19 protein-coding genes are annotated in these 20,464 nt (G+C 59.1%); 16 read left to right on the top strand and 3 right to left on the bottom strand.

The genetic code is table 11. From position 1 onward, the window contains the following. Nucleotides 1-26 precede the first annotated feature (26 nt). From QP915_RS03875 to QP915_RS03845, 7 genes are all read left to right on the top strand, one after another. Nucleotides 27-374, top strand: coding sequence for a YlxR family protein (locus tag QP915_RS03875; protein ID WP_284765860.1), 348 nt, complete (start codon nt 27-29; stop codon nt 372-374). A gap of 106 nt (nt 375-480) precedes the next feature. Further along, a complete protein-coding gene (infB, locus tag QP915_RS03870) occupies nt 481-3,312 on the top strand; it encodes a translation initiation factor IF-2 (protein ID WP_284768139.1) in 2,832 nt (943 codons plus the stop codon). 263 nt (nt 3,313-3,575) lie between these two features. Continuing rightward, entirely contained in the window at nt 3,576-4,019 is a 444-nt protein-coding gene (gene rbfA / locus QP915_RS03865) for a 30S ribosome-binding factor RbfA (RefSeq protein ID WP_284768138.1), read from the top strand. Beyond that, nucleotides 4,020-4,982 carry a DHH family phosphoesterase gene (locus tag QP915_RS03860; protein ID WP_284765862.1) on the top strand — a complete coding sequence of 321 codons (963 nt, stop codon included), beginning with the start codon at nt 4,020-4,022 and terminating at the stop codon, nt 4,980-4,982. A gap of 20 nt (nt 4,983-5,002) precedes the next feature. Beyond that, nucleotides 5,003-6,319, top strand: a complete 1,317-nt coding sequence (locus QP915_RS03855) for an MATE family efflux transporter (RefSeq protein WP_284768136.1) — start codon at nt 5,003-5,005, stop codon at nt 6,317-6,319. Between the two features lie 86 nt (nt 6,320-6,405). Beyond that, nucleotides 6,406-7,218, top strand: a complete 813-nt coding sequence (locus QP915_RS03850) for a metallophosphoesterase family protein (protein ID WP_284768135.1) — start codon at nt 6,406-6,408, stop codon at nt 7,216-7,218. Beyond that, nucleotides 7,215-7,889 carry a 4'-phosphopantetheinyl transferase family protein gene (locus QP915_RS03845; protein ID WP_284768133.1) on the top strand — a complete coding sequence of 225 codons (675 nt, stop codon included), beginning with the start codon at nt 7,215-7,217 and terminating at the stop codon, nt 7,887-7,889. Before QP915_RS03850 ends, QP915_RS03845 begins: the two co-directional genes overlap by 4 nt. On the opposite strand, the gene truB is transcribed toward QP915_RS03845, so the two are convergent. Further along, nucleotides 7,886-8,779, bottom strand: coding sequence for a tRNA pseudouridine(55) synthase TruB (gene truB / locus QP915_RS03840; RefSeq protein WP_284768131.1), 894 nt, complete (start codon nt 8,777-8,779; stop codon nt 7,886-7,888). The two genes, QP915_RS03845 and truB, sit on opposite strands and share 4 nt — an antisense overlap. Before the next feature lie 23 nt (nt 8,780-8,802). On the opposite strand from truB, the gene QP915_RS03835 reads away from it, so the two are divergent. From QP915_RS03835 to QP915_RS03820, 4 genes are all read left to right on the top strand, one after another. Beyond that, a complete protein-coding gene (locus QP915_RS03835) occupies nt 8,803-9,825 on the top strand; it encodes a bifunctional riboflavin kinase/FAD synthetase (protein WP_284768130.1) in 1,023 nt (340 codons plus the stop codon). After that, nucleotides 9,826-10,758, top strand: a complete 933-nt coding sequence (locus tag QP915_RS03830) for a nucleoside hydrolase (RefSeq protein ID WP_284768127.1) — start codon at nt 9,826-9,828, stop codon at nt 10,756-10,758. 169 nt (nt 10,759-10,927) lie between these two features. Next, nucleotides 10,928-11,197: a 30S ribosomal protein S15 gene (gene rpsO / locus QP915_RS03825; protein ID WP_005278802.1), complete on the top strand. Its 270-nt coding sequence runs from the start codon at nt 10,928-10,930 to the stop codon at nt 11,195-11,197. A gap of 143 nt (nt 11,198-11,340) precedes the next feature. Continuing rightward, nucleotides 11,341-13,587 (top strand): polyribonucleotide nucleotidyltransferase, encoded by a 2,247-nt coding sequence (locus tag QP915_RS03820; protein ID WP_284768126.1) that lies wholly within the window; start codon nt 11,341-11,343, stop codon nt 13,585-13,587. 96 nt (nt 13,588-13,683) lie between these two features. Here QP915_RS03820 and QP915_RS03815 read toward each other — a convergent pair whose 3' ends face one another. Next, nucleotides 13,684-14,382, bottom strand: coding sequence for an AMIN-like domain-containing (lipo)protein (locus tag QP915_RS03815; protein ID WP_284768124.1), 699 nt, complete (start codon nt 14,380-14,382; stop codon nt 13,684-13,686). A 115-nt stretch (nt 14,383-14,497) separates the two neighbouring features. After that, the gene (locus QP915_RS03810) at nt 14,498-14,887 is read right to left on the bottom strand and encodes a VOC family protein (RefSeq protein ID WP_284768123.1); all 390 of its coding nucleotides are present in this window, start codon (nt 14,885-14,887) and stop codon (nt 14,498-14,500) included. Between the two features lie 140 nt (nt 14,888-15,027). On the opposite strand from QP915_RS03810, the gene dapB reads away from it, so the two are divergent. From dapB to QP915_RS03785, 5 genes are read left to right on the top strand one after another with little or no spacing between them, the layout of a single operon-like run. Further along, complete coding sequence (gene dapB, locus QP915_RS03805) at nt 15,028-15,774, top strand: 4-hydroxy-tetrahydrodipicolinate reductase (RefSeq protein ID WP_284768121.1); 747 nt, start codon at nt 15,028-15,030, stop codon at nt 15,772-15,774. Nucleotides 15,775-15,777: 3 nt separating this feature from the next. Then, a complete protein-coding gene (gene thyX, locus QP915_RS03800; protein WP_284768120.1) occupies nt 15,778-16,524 on the top strand; it encodes an FAD-dependent thymidylate synthase in 747 nt (248 codons plus the stop codon). 56 nt (nt 16,525-16,580) lie between these two features. Further along, entirely contained in the window at nt 16,581-17,489 is a 909-nt protein-coding gene (gene dapA, locus QP915_RS03795) for a 4-hydroxy-tetrahydrodipicolinate synthase (RefSeq protein WP_284768118.1), read from the top strand. 2 nt (nt 17,490-17,491) lie between these two features. Next, nucleotides 17,492-19,636: a ribonuclease J gene (locus QP915_RS03790; protein ID WP_284768116.1), complete on the top strand. Its 2,145-nt coding sequence runs from the start codon at nt 17,492-17,494 to the stop codon at nt 19,634-19,636. Between the two features lie 58 nt (nt 19,637-19,694). Next, nucleotides 19,695-20,330 carry a TIGR03085 family metal-binding protein gene (locus QP915_RS03785; protein WP_284768114.1) on the top strand — a complete coding sequence of 212 codons (636 nt, stop codon included), beginning with the start codon at nt 19,695-19,697 and terminating at the stop codon, nt 20,328-20,330. Nucleotides 20,331-20,464: the final 134 nt, after the last annotated feature.

Below are 20,464 nucleotides of genomic sequence, written 5' to 3'. Positions count from 1 at the left end.
TGGCGACGCGAAAAGTAAGGAGTTGAATGTCTGAGAGGCAAAGACTCCGGACTTGTATCGCCACTCGCCGCCGCCTGCCAGATACGGACTTGTTACGGGTGGTCATCGACCGCGATGATCCGCACGGCCGCCGTCTGGTAGCAGATCCACACCGCCGGCTTCCCGGCCGCGGGGCGTGGATTAGCCCCACACTTTCTGCACTCGAGCTGGCGGAGCGCAAACGCGCCTTCAAGCGCGCGCTTCGCACGTCCGCACCCGTGGACACAGGTCAGGTACGGCAGTACTTGGAAGCGCATAGCGGACAGGTACCTAGCGCGGAAAACGCCGCGTTAGATTCGTACGAACCAGAGTTACAAAGGAAGACCGAACACTGATGAGCGCACAACGATGAAGCATCAGCGATGAAAGTCCTATACACCTAACTAGGGGTCAGGCCAGTTTCCGCGGCCTTGACTCCTAGTCGATACCAAGAGGAGACAAGTGCCCGGAAAGCTACGTGTTCACGAGCTCGCAAAGCAGCTCGGAGTAACCAGCAAGGAACTGCTCGCCACCCTGAAGGAACAGGGTGAGTTTGTAAAGACTGCTTCTTCCACCATCGAACCGCCGGTGGTTAAGAAGATGCGAGCACATTATGAAGCACAGTCCGGCGGCGATGACGCCGCCGAGAAGAAGCAAGACAATAAGCCAGCCAAGGGTGCCGCTAAGAGCACCGCAAAGGCGAGCGCCCCTAAGCCGGGTGCGAAATCTGCTGCCCCCAAGCCGGGCGCAGAGGCGCCAAAGCCAGGCGCGAAGGCCGCTGCACCGAAGCCAGGCCAGGGCGCACCGAAGCCGGGACAGGGTGCTGCTAAGCCCGGTGCAAAGCCAGCTGCCCCGAAGCCGGGTGCTCAGGCGCCGAAGCCTGGTGCTAAGGCTGCCGCACCGAAGCCTGGCCAGGGCGCACCGAAACCAGGCCAGGCTGGCGGCAAGAAGTCGGGCGAGCGTCCGACCCCAGGCAATTCCATGCCTCGTCCAATGCCGAAGCCAGGCGGTTCCCGTCGCGTAGCCAATAACCCGTTCTCCACGGGTGGTGGCGACAACCGTCCGGGGCCGCGCCCAGGTGGCTCCAAGGGTCAGCGTGGCGGAAATAAGCCAGGCGATAACCGCGGTAAGCGCGGCGGCCAGAACGAGGGCGGAAATAACCGCCAGGGTGGCAATAACCAGGGTGGCGGCGGTCGCCGTCCATCCCCGGCCATGATGCCGTCCCACCCGAACCCTGCGTCGATGCCGTCTAAGGCACCGAGCGGTGGTGGACGTGGCGGCCGCGGTCGCGGCGGTCACGGCGGACCGGGTCACGGTGGCCCAGGTGGCGGCCGTCCAGGCGGTTTCCGCGGCGGTGGACGCGGCGGACGTCGCGGCGGCACCGCGGGTGCATTCGGCCGTCCAGGTGGCGCTCCACGTAAGGGCAAGAAGTCCAAGCGTCAGAAGCGCCATGAGTACGAGGAGCAGCAGAAGCATGTCGTAGGCGGCGTGCGCTTGCCAGACGGCAAGGGCCAGACCGTCCGTCTGCGTCGTGGCGCATCCCTGTCTGACTTCGCCGAGAAAATCGGTGCGGATCCAGCATCGTTGGTGCAGGCACTGTTCAACCTCGGTGAAATGGTGACGGCAACCGCTTCCGTATCGGAAGATACGCTGCAGCTGCTCGGCTCCGAGATCAACTACAACGTCGAGGTTGTCTCCCCTGAGGACGAGGACCGCGAGCTGCTCGAGTCCTTCGACCTGAAGTTCGGCGAGGACGAAGGCGGCGAGGAAGCATTGGAGAATCGTCCTCCAGTCGTCTCCGTTATGGGTCACGTTGACCACGGTAAGACCCGCCTGTTGGACGCCATTCGTAAGACCAACGAGGGTGCCCGCGAGGAAGGCGGCATCACCCAGGGCATTGGTGCCTACCAGACCACGGTGGACGTGGACGGCGAGCGCACCATCACCTTCCTGGATACCCCGGGTCACGAGGCCTTTACCGCCATGCGTGCCCGCGGTGCTAAGTCCACTGACTTGGCCATCCTCGTGGTTGCTGCCGATGACGGCGTCATGCCACAGACCGTGGAGGCCATCAACCACGCCAAGGCTGCCGATATTCCGGTCGTCGTGGCCGTGAACAAGGTGGATAAGCCGGAAGCTCAGCCGGATAAGATCCGTGGCCAGCTCACCGAGTACGGCCTGGTTCCGGAAGAGTACGGCGGCGACACCATGTTCGTGGATATCTCCGCGAAGCAGGGCAAGAACATTGACCAGCTGCTTGAGTCGGTCATCCTCACCGCGGATGCGGCCTTGGAGCTGACCGCTAACCCAGACATGGACGCACAGGGCGTGGCCATTGAGGCTCACCTGGACCGCGGTCGCGGTCCGGTGGCAACGGTCATAGTTCAGCGCGGTACCTTGCACGTGGGTGACTCCATCGTCGTTGGCGATGCGCACGGCCGTGTCCGCCGCATGCTCGATGAGTTCGGCGAAGACGTCGAAGAGGCGGGCCCATCCCGTCCGGTGCAGGTCCAGGGTCTGTCCGGTGTGCCGGGTGCAGGCGATAATCTGCTCGTGGTGGAAGACGACCGCGTTGCCCGCCAGATTGCCAACCAGCGTGACGCCCGCAAGCGCTCTGCCCTGCAGGCCAAGCAGCGCAAGCGCGTCTCCCTGGAGGATCTGGACAAGGTATTGCAGGAGACTTCGACCCTCAACCTCATCCTCAAGGGCGACAATGCCGGTTCCGTCGAGGCACTGGAAGACGCCCTGCTGGATATCAAGACCGAGGACGAAGTCGAGCTCAACATCATCGACCGTGGTGTGGGTGCTGTGACCGAGACCAACGTCTCTCTCGCAGCGGCTTCCGACGCCGTCATTATTGCCTTCAACACTCGTGCGGAAGGCAAGGCGACGGAGATGGCCACCCAAGAGGGCGTGGATATTCGTTACTACACGATCATCTACAAGGCCATCGAAGAGGTCGAGGCTGCGCTCAAGGGCATGCTCAAGCCGATTTACGAGGAACGCGACACCGGTGCGGCCGAAATCCGCGCCCTGTTCAAGTCCTCCGCGGTGGGTACCATCGCCGGCTGCATGGTTACCGAGGGCAAGGTTGTCCGCAACGGCAAGGTTCGCCTGCTGCGCGATAACAACGTCATCACTGCCGACGCCAAGATTGAGTCCCTGCGTCACGAAAAGGACGACGCAACCGAGATCAAGGCCGGCTACGAGTGCGGTATGGTGCTCTCTTACCCGGATATCCAGGTAGGCGACATCATCCAGGCCTACGAAGAGGTCGAGGTTCCGCGCGACTAATCGCCGCCGTCTCAAGGCCCGCTTCCGCTCCCGCCGTCCCCACTGAATGTGCTGCCAGCACTCAGTAGGGAAGGCCCGGGGAGATTGGAAGCGGGCCTTGTGCTATTCCGGCGTCTGTGAGTCAAGGGCGCCGTGAGCGCCGCTGCCTACAGGCGCTGCCGCGACGGGTTTTCATTGTCCGGGATTCGGCACTAAACTGGTGGTTTCTTGTACCGGTTGGCGGTAATTTTAGAGATAGATTCTTATTGAGCTGGGAGGTTCACATGGTCGATCACGCACGCGCAGCGCGCATGGCCAAGCGCATTCAGGAAATCGTGGCGAGCGCCATCGAACGCCAGGTTAAGGATCGCCGCCTCGAGCTGGTGACCATTACGGATACTCGAGTCACGGGCGACCTGCACGATGCCACCGTGTTTTATACCGTGCGCGGAAAGGACATTGATTCAGAGCCGGACTTTGCACAAGCAGAAGAAGCCCTCAAGCGCGCTAAAGGTCAGCTGCGCAAGATTGTGGGCGATCAGCTCTCGGTGCGGTTTACCCCGACGCTAACCTTCGAGGTCGATACCGTTCCGGAGGCCTCTGCTCATATGGAAGAGCTTCTGGCTCGTGCTCGCGCCCGCGATGAAGAACTGGCAAAGCTGAAGGAAAACGCCCAGCCGGCAGGGGATGCGAACCCGTATAAGACCTCCGATGAAGACGAGGCTTAAGTGACTAAGAAGCAATACCAGCCGGCAGTTGCCGCTTTGCATGATGCGCATAGCATCTGCATTGTGACGCACCTGCGGCCGGATGCCGATGCCATCGGCTCTGCTGCGGCGTTGCTGCTCGCGCTGCGCCAACGGGGCAAAGATGTGTGTGCCGTTGTGGGCCAGGAGCGGGAGATTTCCCGTAATCTGTACACCATTCCTGCCGCCGACGACGTCACCACTAGTCGTGAGCTGCCGGAAGGCTATGACCTCTACGTCACCGTTGATTGTGGTTCTTTAGACCGGACGGGCTTTTTTGCGGACCGGATTGAGCAGCTAGCCCAGCAGGGCCGAGTTCTGTGCATTGACCATCATTCTTCTAATCCAGGGTTTGGTGCCATCAATGTGGTGGACACTGAATGTGAATCCACCACCGTGGTGTTGCTGAGCATCCTGGATTCACTGGAGATTCAGATTGACCGTCATATTGCGCACTGCTTATATGCCGGTTTGATGACCGATACTGGCAGCTTCCGCTGGGGCAGGCCGGCTATGCACGATATTGCCACCCGCCTCATGCACTACGATCTCGATACCAAGCAGATCGCAGCTGACCTTTTAGATTCCACCACGCCGGACGATCTTCAGATGATCGGTAGGGTATTGGCCGGTTTGCGCCTCGAAGAAGCAGGGGAGCACACCCTAGGCATTCTCGTCGCGCGGCTGGAAGATATCCAGGGACACTCTGATTCGGCCGTTGAATCTTTGGTGGAGTTCGTTCGCGCGCTTGAAGGAACCACCGTCGGCGTGGTGTTTAAGGAACAAGCTCCGGAGGTGTGGGCGGTTTCCTTGCGTTCTTCTCGCATTGATTGTTCTTCGGTAGCGCTTACCTTCGGGGGCGGCGGACATGTACCGGCCGCGGGCTATACCGCTCACGGGGCTCCGGAAAAAATTGTTAAGGAATTGGTGGCCGCTATCCAATGAGAAAAAGGCAGACGGATGGAATGAACGCTCAGGATCGCTCCACCGCCGGCACGGTAACCGCACGCGAGGTCTTTGGCCTCGCGTTTCCCGCGCTTGGCGTACTTGCGGCCATGCCGCTCTACCTCCTGCTGGATACCGCGGTAGTCGGTCGCCTTGGCGCCCAAGAGCTCGCCTCGCTGGCTGCAGCCACCACAATTCACTCCGTGGTGACGACGCAGTTGACTTTCTTGTCCTACGGCACGACCGCTCGCTCTGCCCGTCTCTTTGGCTCCGGCAAGCGCGAAGCTGCGGTTGCTGAAGGCGTGCAAGCCACCTATGTGGCCCTAGGCGTAGGCGCGCTGCTCGCCGTGATCATGTGGATTTTCGGCGGCGTATTTGCCCGTGCTCTAACTGGTGATCCCACTACAGCCGCCGGGACGGCCTTGTGGCTGCGCATCGCAGCTCTGGCTATTCCCATTACTTTGGTGGAGATGGCCGGAAACGGCTGGATGCGCGGTGTCCAAGATACGAAGAAGCCGCTGTACTTCACTTTGTCTGGCATGATTCCCGGCGCTATTGCGGTGCCCATCTTCGTCCATTTCTGGGGGCTGGCAGGCTCGGCCATTGCCACGGTTTTGGGCATGAGCATTATTGCTGCGCTATTTGTCCGCGAATTGCATAAGGAACATACCGGCTCCTGGCAATTTCAGTGGCATGTGGTACGCGAACAACTCATCTTAGGCCGCGATCTTATTTTGCGTTCGGCTAGCTTCCAGGTGGCCTTTCTTACTGCCACGGCTGTGGTTTCCCGCGTTGGTACCGCTTCTTTGGCCGGTCACCAGATCATGATGCAGCTGTGGAACTTCATGTCCCTTATTTTGGATTCGTTGGCCATTGCCGCGCAATCATTGACTGGTGCTGCACTAGGTGCTGGCTCTGCCCGGCACGCACGCAGTGTGGGCAGCAAGGTGGCGTTGTACTCTACGATTTTCTCTGGCTTCTTGGCTGCCGTATTTGCCGCTGGTGCAGGGATTATTCCGCGCATCTTCACCTCCGCTCCAGAAGTGCTCGATGCCATCTCCCAGCCGTGGTGGATCCTGGTAGCCATGGTTATCGGCGGCGGCGTGGTCTTCGCCTTCGATGGTGTCTTGCTGGGGGCCGGCGATGCTGCCTTCCTGCGTACGCTGACCATTTCTTCGGTCCTGGTGGGATTTTTGCCGGGTGTAATCTTGGCGCACTTCATGGGTACAGGCTTAACCGGCGTGTGGTGTGGTCTCGCCGCCTTCATTGCTTTCCGTATGGTGGGTGTGGTCTACCGGTTCCGATCGATGAAATGGGCCGTAGTACAGGAGAGCTAGCTGCGCTAAAGTGGGCGTGTTGATACTCTCGCGCGGTGTGCGGCTCCGTGCAGCGCGCAGATTCTAGGAAGGCAGGTGAGAAACCTATGCCAACAGTGTGGGCGGTTTCTGACCTGCATGGAGCGGTCAGCGCCAATAGCGAGCGCATTGATCAGCTTACTCCGCCCGATCCCGCGGATTGGCTCATCGTGGCCGGGGACGTTGCAGAGCGGACCGATCTCATTATTCGTATTTTGCGCCAGCTCAATGATCGCTATGCCAGGCTCATCTGGGTGCCGGGCAACCATGAGCTATTCTCCCGTTCCCAGGACCGGTATCAAGGCCGAGAAAAGTATGCGCACTTAGTGGAAAGGTGCAGGGAGATTGGAGTTATTACTCCAGAAGACCCGTATCCGGTATTTCACGGAACTACCATCGTTCCGCTATTTACTTTGTATGATTACAGTTTCCGTCCGCATGGCCTTAGCGTGGACGAAGCCATTGACGCAGCGCGCGCGAAACAACTGATGATGACTGATGAGTTCGCTATCGCCCCCTTCGTAGACGTGCGGGCGTGGTGTTGGGATAGGTTGGCTTATTCCATCAAGCGCCTTTCCCGAGTACATGGTCCTACCGTGTTGGTTAACCATTGGCCGTTGGTCCAAGAGCCGACAATGTTATTGCGCTTTCCTGAAATTGCCTTGTGGTGCGGAACTAGGCATACGCGGTCGTGGCCGCGGCGCTATAACGCGGAGTCCGTCATCTATGGGCACCTGCATATGCCGTCTCGCATTAATGTGGATGGCGTTGACCACATCGAAACGTCATTGGGGTATCCGCGTGAATGGCAGGGGCGCGAGAGCGCCCAAGCGTGGCCCTATCCGGTACTGCGTTCCTTTGTAGAGGAGGGGACACGATGATGTATCCAGAGCTATTTCCAGAAAGTGCGCGCTATTGCTACGTGCGCACGGACTCGAGCTATGCGAATTTGGCTAATTTTGAAGAACTAGCGGCCGAAGAAAAGTCTCTGGTTTCCCAGGCAGTTGATGTGCGCAAGGCCGAGTTCGGAGATGCTCGGTGGTGTGCGCACCGAGCCTTGCAGGAATTAGGTGCCAATCCGGCGACGCCGATTTTGCGGGGTGAGCGCGGCATGCCGCTGTGGCCCGCGGGTTTTGTCGGCTCGATGACGCATACCGAGGGGATGCGGGCTGCGGTGGTTGCCCCTACCTCATCCTTAAAATCCGTAGGCCTGGATGCAGAACCCGCCGAACCGCTGCCGGATCATGTGCTCACCATGATCGCCCGGGCAGGGGAGATGCCGCAGCTTTTGCGGCTTCGTAAGGCGGGGATTACCTGCCCGGATCGTTTGCTCTTCTGCGCCAAAGAGGCCACGTATAAGTCGTGGTTTCCCATGACCTTTCGCTGGCTGGACTTTGACCAAGCAGAAATCGACCTGCGCGAAGATGGCACGCTTATTTCCTATATTTTGGCTAGGCCCACACCGGTGCCTTTTATCACCGGGCGCTGGGTAATTCGAGACGGCTACGTTATCGTCTCCACCTCGGTTCCGGCCTTAGATTTTAGTCGCTAAAGGGTAGAGGGCCGTGCCACAAATACGGTGGCCAGGCGCTTGCCTTTTTCTTTAATGAGCGCCACGGCTTGGCCATTAGGGGCCACAGCAGCGTGGACGCCCTTGAGCCCGCGGGGCTCTAGCCATTTGCCCATGGCGAGGGCGGCTGCCTCCTCCTCGGTGACGGAAAGGACGGGGAAGCAGCGAGCCAAGGCCTCATCCAAGCTGAGGGAAAGGCGAGGGGATTCGGCAAGGGCGTCGAGCGAGAGGGCGTCGGCAAGTGCAAAAGGGCCCACCTCAGTGCGACGCAAGGCGGTCAGGTGCCCGCCCACCTGCAGGGCCTCGCCCAGATCGCGGGCCAGGGAGCGGATATAGGTGCCGGAAGAACAGTCCACCGTGACGTCTAGATCGATGTAGTCGCCCTCGCGGCGCTCTGCCAGGACGTCAAATCTATCTACCGTTACTGGGCGGGCGGGAATGTCTACCTCCTGGCCCTCGCGTACTAGTTCATGGGCGCGGCGGCCGTTAATTTTAATCGCGGATACGGCCGCGGGCTTTTGCATAATATTGCCCGTGAGCGTGGAAATCTCTGCCTCGATTGCGGTGCGGTCAATGGCCGCAGCGCTAGCGCCCCAAGAGTACTCTCCCTCGGCGTCATCGGTTGTGGTGGCGGCGCCGAGGCGAATGGTGGCGTCATAGGACTTAGTGGAGGCGACCATGTGGGCCAAGAACTTGGTGCCACGCTCCATGCCTAGGACAAGCACGCCTGTGGCCATGGGGTCGAGGGTGCCGGCGTGGCCTACCTTCTTGGTGTGAAAGTACCTGCGTAGGCGGCCGACAACATCGTGGGAGGTCATGCCGGCGGGTTTGTCTACGATGACGAGTCCGGAGTTTGCGAGCGCATCAGTCATAGCCTCTAAGTCTATGCTCTACGATGGTCTGCGTGGATATTTGGTACGGAATCGATGACATCCCCGCGGAAGTGGGCCCAACGTCAGTAACCATCGGTGTCTTTGACGGCCTGCACCGCGGCCATCAGCAGCTCATCTCCGCCTGCGTGGAGCATGCGCGCGCTCATGGTGAGCGTCCTGTCATGGTGACCTTTGACCCGCACCCGGTGTCGGTATTTCTCCCGGAACGTGCGCCCTTGGCGGTGCTGAGCTTTGAACGCCGACTGGAATTGGCCGAAGAGATGGGCATTGCAGCCGTGCTTGTTATTGACTTCACCCGAGACCTTGCTGGGGTGGAGCCGCGACCCTACGTAGAGGATTTATTGGTAGGAAAGCTCGCAGCGCAGCACATCGTGGTGGGCGAGAACTTCACCTTTGGCGCCGGTGCGACCGGAACCGCCCAGGCTATGCAGGAATTTGGTGCCGAGTTCGGCTTTAGCGTCGAAATCGTCCCACTGCTGGATGATGAGGGCGTGCGCATTTGTTCCACCCACATTCGTGAGTGCCTTGCGCAGGGGGACATCGAATCCGCCAATTGGGCGCTTGGTCGCCATTTCACCGTGACCGGGCCTGTAGTGCGCGGCGCAGGACGTGGTGGCAAGGAGCTCGGATTCCCCACGGCCAATCAGTATTTCCCGGATACGGTCGCTATCCCGGCCGATGGTGTGTACGCGGGCTGGTTCATCGTCCACTCTGACTCCTCTATCGACGGGGATATGCGCCCTGGCGTGGCCTATGCGGCCGCGATTTCCGTAGGCACCAACCCCACCTTTGGCGACGAGGAGCGCTCTATCGAGTCCTTCGTGCTCGACCGCGATGCTGACCTGTACGGCTACGAGGCTACGGTGCACTTTGTGGGCCACCTCCGCGATATGGTGAAGTTCAATTCCGTAGACGAGCTGCTAGAAGCGATGGCCAATGACGTAGCCAAGGCCCGCCAGGTGCTAGCCGCCGATGCTAAGGCGCAGGGCTGGACCGCGAAAGATTACTTCCTGCGGGAGAAATAAATGAAGGCGATTCTCGATCTTGATACCGGCATTGATGATGCCCTAGCGCTGGCGTATGCCATCGCCCATCCGGACCTGGACTTAATCGGCGTGACCTGCACGTACGGCAATGTGACCGTGCCCTTGGCCGTGCGCAATACACTGGCCCTTCTAGAGTTGCTGGGCCAAGACGATATTCCGGTCTTTGCCGGACCTAGCCCGGATGGTTTTCGGCCAAGCGAGATTTCTTCATTTATTCACGGTCACAACGGTGTGGGGGAGGTCCTGCTTCCGCCGGCCACGACCCAGGCGCAATCCCAACCTGCGGCCGATTTCCTCATCGAGGCTGTGCACGAGCACGGCGATGATCTAGTAATCATTCCGACCGGCCCGTCCACCACGATTGCTGCCGCCATGCAGCAAGACCCTTCCTTTGCCACGGCCGCACACCTAGTGATGATGGGCGGGGCACTTACCGTTCCGGGCAACGTGACGCCGTGGTCCGAGGCCAATATTTCCCAGGACCCGGAAGCTACCGATTTCCTCTTCCGCCACACGAGCGATACCACCATGGTGGGCTTGGATGTCACCTTGCGCACCCTTTTGACCACGGCGGAGTCCGCTCGTTGGCGCGCCACCGGCACCCACGCCGGCCGCATTTTTGCGGATATGGTGGACTATTACATCCGCGCCTATGCTACGACTTCGCCGCACTTGGGCGGGTGCGGCCTGCACGATCCATTGGCCGTTGCGGTGGCAGCAGATGCCTCGCTTGTCGACGTCCTATCTATAAACCTCAAGACGGACACCACCGGCCCTACCCGTGGGCGGACAATCGCAGATGAAAAGCGATTGGATGCGCCACCCACCGCCCGGGTAGCTGTGGGTGTGGATAGTGAGCGTTTTGTGCGAGAGTTTGTCGAACGCCTTGAGACGCTCTTCAGCGAGCTTTAAAAGCACAGCCTAGAAGCCATGTGGTTTTGATTTTCTCTGCCTGAGCGCTGTAAGGTGATTCTTTGGCTTAGCGACTGCGGTTCACAGCAGTTGCGGCACGCACAAGTCACGCGCGCAGCGCAGGCTTATGCGTCACGATAATGTGGACTGAAATAAAGGAGAAATACTCATGGCATTGACCACTGAGAAGAAGGCCGAAATCCTCAAGGAGTACGGCCTGCACGAAACCGATACCGGTTCCCCTGAGGCACAGGTTGCCCTGCTGACCTCCCGCATCAATACTTTGACCGAGCACCTGAAGTTCCATAAGCACGATCACCACTCCCGTCGTGGTCTGCTGCTGATGGTTGGTCGCCGTCGTGGCCTGCTGAAGTACCTGGCTGAGAACAACGTCGATCGCTACCGTGATCTGATCTCTCGCCTGGGTCTGCGCCGTTAATATCGGCCCAGATTCGGCCACCTCGCCCCGCCCTTTGGCGGGGCTTTTGTGGTTTTTCTGTTAGAATTTGACACCGTTGTCATAGACAAAATCGACCAGGCGGCACCGACGATCGCCTAAACCACTCAAGGAGACATTTTTTAATGAGCGTTCAGAACTCCGTCGAGTTCAATATTGACGAGGACTTTGGCATTACCGAGGCCATTGCCACGCTAGACAATGGTGACTTTGGCACCCGCACCCTGCGCTTTGAAACCGGGCAGCTCGCTCGCCAGGCAGATGGCTCCGTGACCACCTACTTGGATGATGACACCATGTTGCTGGCCACGACCACTGCGTCCAACCAGCCGCGCGAGGGATTCGACTTCTTCCCCCTGACTGTGGACGTAGAAGAGCGCATGTACGCCGCCGGCAAGATTCCGGGCTCCTTCTTCCGCCGTGAGGGCCGCCCTTCTTCTGAGGCTATCCTGGCATGCCGCCTCATCGACCGCCCGCTGCGCCCAACCTTTGTCAAGGGCCTGCGCAACGAGGTCCAGGTCGTTGTCACCGTGATGTCCCAGGAACCGGAAGAGTACTACGACGTCGTTGCTATCAACGGCGCTTCCGCCGCCACCCAGCTGTCCGGCCTGCCTGTCTCCGGTGCAGTCGGCGGTGTCCGCATGGCACTGATTGCTGACGACAAGCACCCAGAAGGCCAGTGGGTAGCGTTCCCGAACCACGAGCAGCACGAGCGCGCTCTCTTCGAGATGGTTGTTGCCGGCCGCATCGTCAAGAAGGGCCGCAAGGACGACGTCGCCATCATGATGGTTGAGGCCGGTGCTGGCACCAACGTTGCTGAGCGCATTGCCGACGGTGCTCCTGCACCGCAGGAAGCAGCCGTTGCCGAAGGCTTGGAAGCAGCAAAGCCATTCATTAAGACCTTGTGCGAGGCCCAGAACGGTCTGGCGGAGCGTGCCGCCAAGGAAACCCAGGAGTTCCCACTTTTCCCGGCATACGGCGATGATGTCTTCGCGGCAGTGGAAAAGACTGCTACCAAGAAGCTAGAAAAGCTGCTGACCATCCCGGGCAAGCAAGAGCGCGACGACGCCACCAATGAATACATGGAGCAGGTCGAAGAAAAGCTCTTGGACCAGTTCGAGGACTTGGATGAGGCCGATGCCTCCAAGCAGATCCGCGGCGCTTATAACGCATTGATGAAGCAGATCGTGCGCCAGAAGATCCTTTCCGAGGGCTTCCGGATCGATGGCCGCGGCGTTACCGATATCCGTGACCTCTCCGTTGAGGTGGACCTGGTTCCGCGTGCTCACGGTTCCTCCCTGTTCGAGCGCGGTGAGACCCAGATTCTGGGTGTTACCACCCTGGACATGCTCAAGATGGAGCAGCAGATTGATTCCCTGACCCCGGTGGAATCCAAGCGCTACATGCACCACTACAACTTCCCGCCATTCTCCACCGGCGAGACCGGCCGCGTGGGCTCCCCGAAGCGCCGCGAGATCGGCCACGGTGCTTTGGCCGAGCGTGCTCTGCTTCCGGTCATCCCATCCCGTGAGGACTTCCCATACGCCATCCGCCAGGTCTCTGAGGCCTTGGGCTCCAATGGCTCTACCTCTATGGGCTCTGTGTGTGCTTCCACCTTGTCCCTCTACAATGCCGGTGTTCCGCTGAAGGCTCCGGTAGCTGGTATCGCTATGGGCTTGGTCTCTGGTGAGGTTAATGGCAAGGAAAAGTTCGTCGCCCTGACAGATATCCTCGGCGCCGAGGATGCCTTTGGCGATATGGACTTCAAGGTCGCCGGTACCTCTGAATACATCACCGCCCTGCAGCTGGACACCAAGTTGGATGGCATCCCATCCAAGGTCCTGGCCCAGGCCTTGGAGCAGGCTCGCGATGCCCGCTCTACCATCCTGGAAACCATGGCTGAGGTCATCGATACCCCGGACGAGATGTCCGGCCTTGCGCCGAAGATCACCTCCGTGAAGATCCCGGTTAATAAGATCGGCGAGCTCATCGGACCAAAGGGCAAGACCATCAACCAGATCACCGAGGAAACTGGCGCCGATGTCTCCATCGAGGATGACGGAACCGTCTACGTTTCCGCTGCTACCGGTGAGGCTGCGGATGCTGCCATTGATAAGGTCAACTCCATTGCTAACCCACAGCTGCCGAAGGTAGGAGAGCGCTTCCTGGGCACCGTGGTGAAGACCGTTCCGTTCGGCGCATTCGTTTCCTTGACCCCGGGTCGCGATGGTCTGATCCACATTTCTAACCTGGGTGGCGACGAGCGCATCGAGAAGGTAGAAGACGTCATCAACGTTGGCGATAAGGTTCAGGTAGAAATCGCGGATATCGATAACCGCGGCAAGATTTCCCTAGTTCCGGTTGAGGACTAATCCCTAAGCCCAAAGAAGGCTCTGCCTTCCAGTTCACTCGCTGGAAGGCAGAGCCTTTCTTCGTAGGTGTGCACCATTTAGAGGCGCCGCTATACGTTAGTTCTGGAAGTCAATGACCACGCGGGACGGGTCCTTTAGATACGTCACGGAGTAAGCGGTCTTCTTCTCTAGTCCAATAATGAGCTGTGTTTGCGCCTCAAAGGTGGTGGTGTAGTGGACTGCGCTGACCACCCCGGCACCAGGGGTAGTGCCCGGTTGCATGTACTTTTCTTTTAGCTCTGGGGTAGAAGGCCACGGCGTTCCCTCAATGCCGAGGTTGAGGAAGGTATTTCCTTGGACCTCAACCGGCTTGCCGGATGCCTGTTGGGCAGGGCTATCGGTATAGGACGTAAACCAGCCCGGTTCACCTTCGCCCTCCATGTCAATGACGACGCGGGTGAACCCATCGTGCGCCCCCACTCGCACACCAGTGGGGATGAGGTTTCCGAGGCTCTCCGGCATGTGCTGTTGGTCCTCGAGAGAGGCCGTGCCCATACCGGCGAATGCCAGTGGGGCTGAGTCTTGGGGGAGCTTCTGCTTTTCTGCATCCGCCGCTGAGGTACTGCGCGGGGCAGAACTAGCGGCGGGGGTAGCGGAGGTGGTCTGAACTTCAGCAGTGTCGGTAGTTGACTGAACCTCACTAAAAGCCGGTGTGCCTGCCTGTGTAGCGTCCTCATCGGAACAAGCAGCAAGTGCTAACGCGCATCCTGCGCTGATGGCCACGGCGATAGTGCGAGAGAAAATTGAGGGAGACATATTCATCACTTCCTTGGTGCTTACCGTGTTATTACACCCATTCTACTGGGGCAGATGGGACAAGCATCAGGAAGTGATGCAATTGTTAACCCGTGTGATGAGGGGAGGGGTGCGACTACTTCTTCAGTTCGACGAGCTGAATTAGGTTGCCCACGGTGTCATCAAAAACAGCGATGATGGACGGCCCAACATCGGTGGGCTCCATGGTGAACTTCACGCCCTTGTCACTGAGCTCCTTATATTCGGTTTCCACATCGGCGGACAGGAACTGCGTGGCCGGAATACCGTCGGCCTTGAGTGCTGCGGCGTAGTCTTTGACGGCGGGATGGCCCTTCGGCTCCAGAAGCAGCTCGGTATCTCCCTCACCTTCAGCATTGGTGACGGTAAGCCAGCGGAAATCGCCGTGGGTGACGTCATCCTTGACTCGGAAGCCAAGGGTATTGACGTAAAAATCGTGAGCGCGGGCAACGTCGTCTACAGGAACGGAAGCGATATATATCTGCATGCACGCCATCCTAGGGAGAATGAGGGGCATCGTCGAAGAGCGCAAGCCCCTTCCAGGAAGGCGAGGTAATGCGTAACCCCCATGCGCGTTAGGATGGGGAGAAAAGTACTACCGATGTGGCTGAAGAAGGAGAACACACCATGGCTATCAAGGTTGGCGTACTAGGCGCCCACGGGCGCGTAGGCCAGGCAATCGTTGAAGGTGTCAACGCGGAAGACGACCTCGAGCTGGTAGCGGAAATTGGCCGAGGTGATGATCTGCAGCAGCTTATCGACGCCCACGCAGAGGTCATCGTGGACTTTACCCAGCCAGATTCCGTTATGGGCAACCTGGAATTCTGCACCGCCCACGGAATCCACTGCGTGGTGGGAACCACCGGCTTTAATAAGGACCGCTTGGCTCAGGTAGAGGAGTGGACCAAGCAGGACGGTGCCGGCAATGTCCTCATTGCGCCGAACTTTGCCATTTCTGCAGTTCTCACCATGGTGCTAGCTAAGCAGGCTGCCAAGTTCTTTGAGACTGCAGAGGTAATTGAGTTCCACCACCCAACCAAGTTGGATGCGCCGTCCGGTACTGCGATCCATACCGCTGAGGGAATTGCCGCCGCCCGCAAGGAGGCTGGTCTGGGTGAAATGCCGGATGCTACGGAAAAGCAGCTCGATGGTGCCCGCGGCGCCACCGTCGACGGTATTCCGGTTCACGCAGTACGCACCCGTGGCATGGTGGCACACGAGGAGGTCATCTTTGGTGCTCAAGGTCAGTCGCTGACCATCCGCCAGGATTCTTATGACCGCGCGTCTTTCACGCCGGGCGTACTGGTGGGTGTGCGCCAGATTGCAGATCACCCGGGCCTAGTCGTAGGCCTCGATAAGTACCTGGGGCTTTAAGCCATGGCTAAAGCAAGTGAGCTAGACATTCAGCTCATTGCCGCAACACAGTTCCACGCCCCGCAGGGCGTGGAGTGGCACGCGGATGACTCGGCCTCTGATGGGGAAGCACTTGTCGAGTTCGCTGGACGGGCGTGCTACGAGTCCTTTGATAAGCCAAATCCCCGGACGGCAACCAATGAAACCTACCTGCACCACATCATGGAGGTAGGCCATACTGCGTTGCTCGAGCACGCTACGGCCACGATGTACATCACAGGGCTGTCGCGTTCGGCGAGCCATGAGCTCGTGCGCCACCGGCACTTTTCCTTCTCGCAGCTCTCCCAGCGCTTTGTCCACCCGGAGGAGACCGAGGTGGTCCTGCCTAAATTGGTGGCTGAGGACGAGCAACTTAGCCGATTGGTAATGCAAGCGGTAGATGAGACTCGCTTTGTCTACGATGAACTGCTTAACGCGCTGGAAGAGAAGCTGGATGAGCCCAACGCGCTCCTCCGCAAGAAGCAGGCCCGTCAGGCGGCGCGTGCCGTTCTCCCCAACGCCACAGAAACGCGCATTGTTGTCACTGGCAACTATCGCGCCTGGCGTCACTTCATTGGTGCTCGTGCCGCCGAGCAGGCCGATGAGGAGCTTCGCCACGTTGCGGTGGAGTGCCTGAAACTGCTGCAAAGCAAGGCGCCAGTGCTGTTTGATGATTTCAATATCACCACTCTGGCTGATGGGACCCAGATGGCAGCGAGCCCCTACGCCTAACACGCGCGTGACCCCGATGCGGCTAATTGCAAGCCAAAAGGGTAATCTTGACGGCTATGAGCACAGGTATGACAGCAAAGACTGGCGTCGACACCTTCGGACGCATCGGCGTTGCCATGGTCACCCCGTTTGACCGTGACGGTGCGCTGGACGTTGCAGCAGGTCGTCGCCTAGCAGCTCATCTCGTCGACAATGGCGTTGATTCGCTCATCCTAGGTGGAACTACCGGCGAATCACCGACCACTTCAGTTGAAGAGAAGCTGGAGCTGCTCAAAGCCGTAAAGGAAGAAGTAGGAGACCGCGCAAAACTTTGCGCCGGTGCCGGAACGAATGACACCGCAGCCTCCATTAAGTTGGCTCAGGCCACCGCTGACGCGGGGGCAGACAGCTTGCTGGTGGTAACTCCGTACTACTCCAAGCCATCTCAAAAGGGCGTTTACGAGCACTTTGCCGCAGTCGCGCAAGCCACGGATCTGCCGATCTGTGTCTATGACATCCCTGGCCGCTCGGGCATCCCAGTGGCGCCGGATACCCTCCGCCGCCTTGCGGATTTGCCGACCATCCAAGCCGTAAAGGACGCTAAGGGCGACCTTCCTGCGGCCGCAGAACTCATCCAAGAAACCGGTTTGGCCTGGTATTCCGGTGATGATCCGATTAACCTGCCGTGGCTTTCCCTCGGCGCTTCTGGTTTCATCTCCGTCATCGGCCATGTTGCACCGCGTGCCTTGGTAGAACTTTATGAAGCTTTCGACGCGGGCGATATGGCCCGCGCCCGAGAAATCAATGTCACTACGCTCCTTCCGCTAACCCATGCGCAAGCTCGGTTGGGCGGAGCGACGTTTGCAAAGGAAGCCCTGCGCCTGCAGGGCATCGAAGTTGGCGATACCCGTCTTCCTGTCACCGCTGCGAGCGAGGAGGAACGCGAGGTACTTCGCCGTGATCTGGAACAATCTGGAGTCCTCTAAGAATGAATGAACCCCGTAACCGTTCCCGCAAGGTGACCCGCAAGGCGGGCCCACCGGCGGAAAACGAAACCGCCTCCAACGAGGCGGCTTCGCCAGTTTTCCAAGCCCCAGCAACTGATGCGGGCAATTCCGCACAGGATGATTCCGCGAAGGGCGACAAAGGCAATTCTGGCAAGAAGAATTCTTCCGACAATAACAATGATGGCGGCAGCAATAATCGTCGCTCCCGTTCCCGTGGCAGCCGCGGCCGTGGCCGTGGTGGCAATGGCAATGGCAATAACCACGGTGGAAACAATAACCACGGCGGCAAGAACGGCAACGGAAAGAACGGCAACGGCAATGGTAAGGGCCGCGGCCGTAACAACCGTGGCCGCCGCAACGTGCCCAAGTCTATGCAGGGCGCGGATCTGACCAAGCGCCTGCCGGAGCCACCGAAGCAGCCGAAGGATGCCCTGCGCATTTACGCTCTGGGCGGTATTTCGGAGATCGGCCGCAATATGACCGTCTTCGAGTACGGCGACGACCTCATCATCATTGACTGCGGTGTGCTCTTCCCATCCTCCGGTGAGCCAGGCGTGGACCTCATCCTGCCTGACTTTGGCCCGATTGAGAAGAAGATCCACAAGGTCAAAGCCCTCGTCGTTACCCACGCGCACGAGGACCACATTGGTGCAATCCCGTGGCTGCTTAAGCTGCGTCCGGATATCCCTATCGTTGCTTCCCGCTTCACCATCGCGCTTATTGCTGCAAAGTGTAAGGAGCACCGCCAGAAGCCGAAGTTCGTCGAGGTTAATGAAAAGTCTGACGTAACCTACGGTCCGTTCCGCGTGCGCTTCTGGGCAGTCAACCACTCCGTACCGGATGCTTTGGGCATCATGCTGGGAACCCCAGCCGGCAACATCATCCACACCGGTGACATCAAGCTGGACCAGACCCCGCTGGATAACCGTCCAACGGATCTCCCAGCCCTGTCCCGCTATGGTGACGAGGGTGTTGATCTCATGCTGTGTGATTCCACCAACGCCACGGTCCCTGGTGTATCGGCGTCTGAGGGCGATATTCCCGCCAACTTCAAGCGGCTTGTCGCCGGCGCTAAGCAGCGCGTAATCTTGGCGTCCTTCGCCTCCAATGTTTACCGTGTCCAGGCCGCTATCGACGCCGCTGTGGCTAACGGGCGCAAGGTAGCTTTTAACGGCCGATCGATGATGCGCAACATGGAAATTGCGGAGAAGATGGGCTTCTTGAAGGTTCCACGCGGCACTATTATCCCCATCGATGAGGCAGCCAAGATGGCTCCGCATAAGACCATGCTGATTACCACCGGTACTCAGGGTGAGCCCATGGCAGCTCTGTCGCGTATGGCTCGCCGTGAGCACCGCCAGATTACCGTCCGCGATGGCGATACCATCATCTTCTCTTCCTCGCTCATCCCGGGCAACGAGGAGGCCGTCTACGGCGTCATCAACATGCTGTCCCAGATCGGTGCCAACGTTATTACCAACCAGGATGTAAAGGTGCATGCTTCCGGTCACGGTTACGCTGGCGAGCTACTCTTCCTGTACAACGCAGCGCGCCCGCGCAACGCGATGCCGGTGCACGGCGAGTGGCGCCACCTGCGCGCCAATAAGGAACTGGCTATTTCCACCGGTGTGGACCGCGACCGTACCGTGCTGGCACAAAACGGCGTCGTCGTGGACCTGCACAAGGGCCGCGCCGAGGTCGTAGGCCAGATGCAGGTGGGTAACCTGTACGTCGACGGCGTTTCCATGGGCGATGTGGATGCTGACACTTTGGCTGATCGCACCAACCTGGGTGCCGGCGGCGTGGTTTCTATCACTTGCGTGATTGATAACCGCACCTCACGCCTACTGGAACACCCAACGGTATCTACCACAGGCTTCTCCGATGATGACCGCGGCATTGTGCCGGAGGTTGCGGAGATGGTGGAAAACACTATGAACGATCTCGCTGCGGAGGGCGAGAACGATACCTACCGCATGGTGCAGAAGCTGCGTCGTAAGGTATCCAAGCTCATGGATTCCAAGTACAAGCGCGAGCCGGTTATCCTTCCGACCATCGTGCCGACCAACTCCGGCCCTTTGGTTACCGATGAAGAAGACGTTGACGCTTCTCGTGAGTCCCTGTAAGTAATACAGGTTCCTCGCGCTAAGTAGGACACAGCCCCAGCATGCCAGCTAGCTCGGTATGCTGGGGCTTATGTCGTTTTCTTCTGCTGAGCGCGCCAAGATGGTAGCGCTATTTCATAAGCTTGGCCCCGATGCCCCAACCTTGTGCGAGAGCTGGACAACCCGCGACTTAGCCGTACATTTGTGGGTGCGGGAAAATCGCCCAGATGCAGCCGCCGGCATCTTCGTTAAAGCATTTTCCGGCCGGCTTGAAAAGGAATCACGCAAGGTAGCCGAACGCGACTTTGATGAGTTGGTTGATGACTGGGGGAGGGGACCTGCTGCCTATAACCCCGTCCGGTTCGTGGATGCACAGCAAAACTTTGTGGAGCACTTTGTTCACCACGAGGATATTCGCCGGGCTAATGGCATGGGCCCACGCGACTTTTCGGCGCGCATCAAGCAGCAGATGCATGGCTACCTAAAGCCCTTGGCCAAGTTGGCTCTGCGCAAATCTGAACGTCCGGTCATTGTGCAGCCGGAAGGACTGCCGCGAATCGTTGCAGCAGATACGCATGGCGTGGCGGATAAAGGCGATGCCGTAGTCCGCGTTTCAGGCGAGGTAGGCGAGCTCATCCTCTGGTCCTTCGGGCGTGATGCTGCTGAAGTGACGGTAGAAGGTAATGCCAAAGCTATCGTAAGGTCAAGCCTTTAATGTTGATTTAGCTATCACTTTTATGTCGTGGGCCGCGCGTGACGTGTGTGCCGACAGTCTAAAGGGGGCAGGTGCTAGGGAAACGCGTGTGGCTAATGTGATTTGTGGGGTAGCCCGGTTAGAGTAGAGGCATG

Origin of the sequence: Corynebacterium sp. MSK158, from assembly GCF_030229085.1 — a bacterium.
Classification (GTDB): domain Bacteria; phylum Actinomycetota; class Actinomycetes; order Mycobacteriales; family Mycobacteriaceae; genus Corynebacterium.
This window is presented reverse-complemented; position numbering and strand designations above follow the sequence as displayed.

Bases quoted from the DNA above. Each gene is read 5' to 3' on its own strand.
- QP915_RS03875 (WP_284765860.1), top strand. From the start codon at position 27: ATGTCTGAGAGGCAAAGACTCCGGACTTGTATCGCCACTCGCCGCCGC.
- truB (WP_284768131.1), bottom strand. From the start codon at position 8,779: ATGACTGATGCGCTCGCAAACTCCGGACTCGTCATCGTAGACAAACCC.
- dapB (WP_284768121.1), top strand. From the start codon at position 15,028: ATGGCTATCAAGGTTGGCGTACTAGGCGCCCACGGGCGCGTAGGCCAG.
- QP915_RS03845 (WP_284768133.1), top strand. From the start codon at position 7,215: ATGATGTATCCAGAGCTATTTCCAGAAAGTGCGCGCTATTGCTACGTG.
- QP915_RS03820 (WP_284768126.1), top strand. From the start codon at position 11,341: ATGAGCGTTCAGAACTCCGTCGAGTTCAATATTGACGAGGACTTTGGC.
- QP915_RS03810 (WP_284768123.1), bottom strand. From the start codon at position 14,887: ATGCAGATATATATCGCTTCCGTTCCTGTAGACGACGTTGCCCGCGCT.
- QP915_RS03855 (WP_284768136.1), top strand. From the start codon at position 5,003: ATGAACGCTCAGGATCGCTCCACCGCCGGCACGGTAACCGCACGCGAG.
- QP915_RS03785 (WP_284768114.1), top strand. From the start codon at position 19,695: ATGCTGGGGCTTATGTCGTTTTCTTCTGCTGAGCGCGCCAAGATGGTA.
- rbfA (WP_284768138.1), top strand. From the start codon at position 3,576: ATGGTCGATCACGCACGCGCAGCGCGCATGGCCAAGCGCATTCAGGAA.
- rpsO (WP_005278802.1), top strand. From the start codon at position 10,928: ATGGCATTGACCACTGAGAAGAAGGCCGAAATCCTCAAGGAGTACGGC.
- QP915_RS03850 (WP_284768135.1), top strand. From the start codon at position 6,406: ATGCCAACAGTGTGGGCGGTTTCTGACCTGCATGGAGCGGTCAGCGCC.
- thyX (WP_284768120.1), top strand. From the start codon at position 15,778: ATGGCTAAAGCAAGTGAGCTAGACATTCAGCTCATTGCCGCAACACAG.
- QP915_RS03790 (WP_284768116.1), top strand. From the start codon at position 17,492: ATGAATGAACCCCGTAACCGTTCCCGCAAGGTGACCCGCAAGGCGGGC.
- dapA (WP_284768118.1), top strand. From the start codon at position 16,581: ATGAGCACAGGTATGACAGCAAAGACTGGCGTCGACACCTTCGGACGC.
- QP915_RS03830 (WP_284768127.1), top strand. From the start codon at position 9,826: ATGAAGGCGATTCTCGATCTTGATACCGGCATTGATGATGCCCTAGCG.
- QP915_RS03815 (WP_284768124.1), bottom strand. From the start codon at position 14,382: ATGTCTCCCTCAATTTTCTCTCGCACTATCGCCGTGGCCATCAGCGCA.
- QP915_RS03835 (WP_284768130.1), top strand. From the start codon at position 8,803: ATGGTCTGCGTGGATATTTGGTACGGAATCGATGACATCCCCGCGGAA.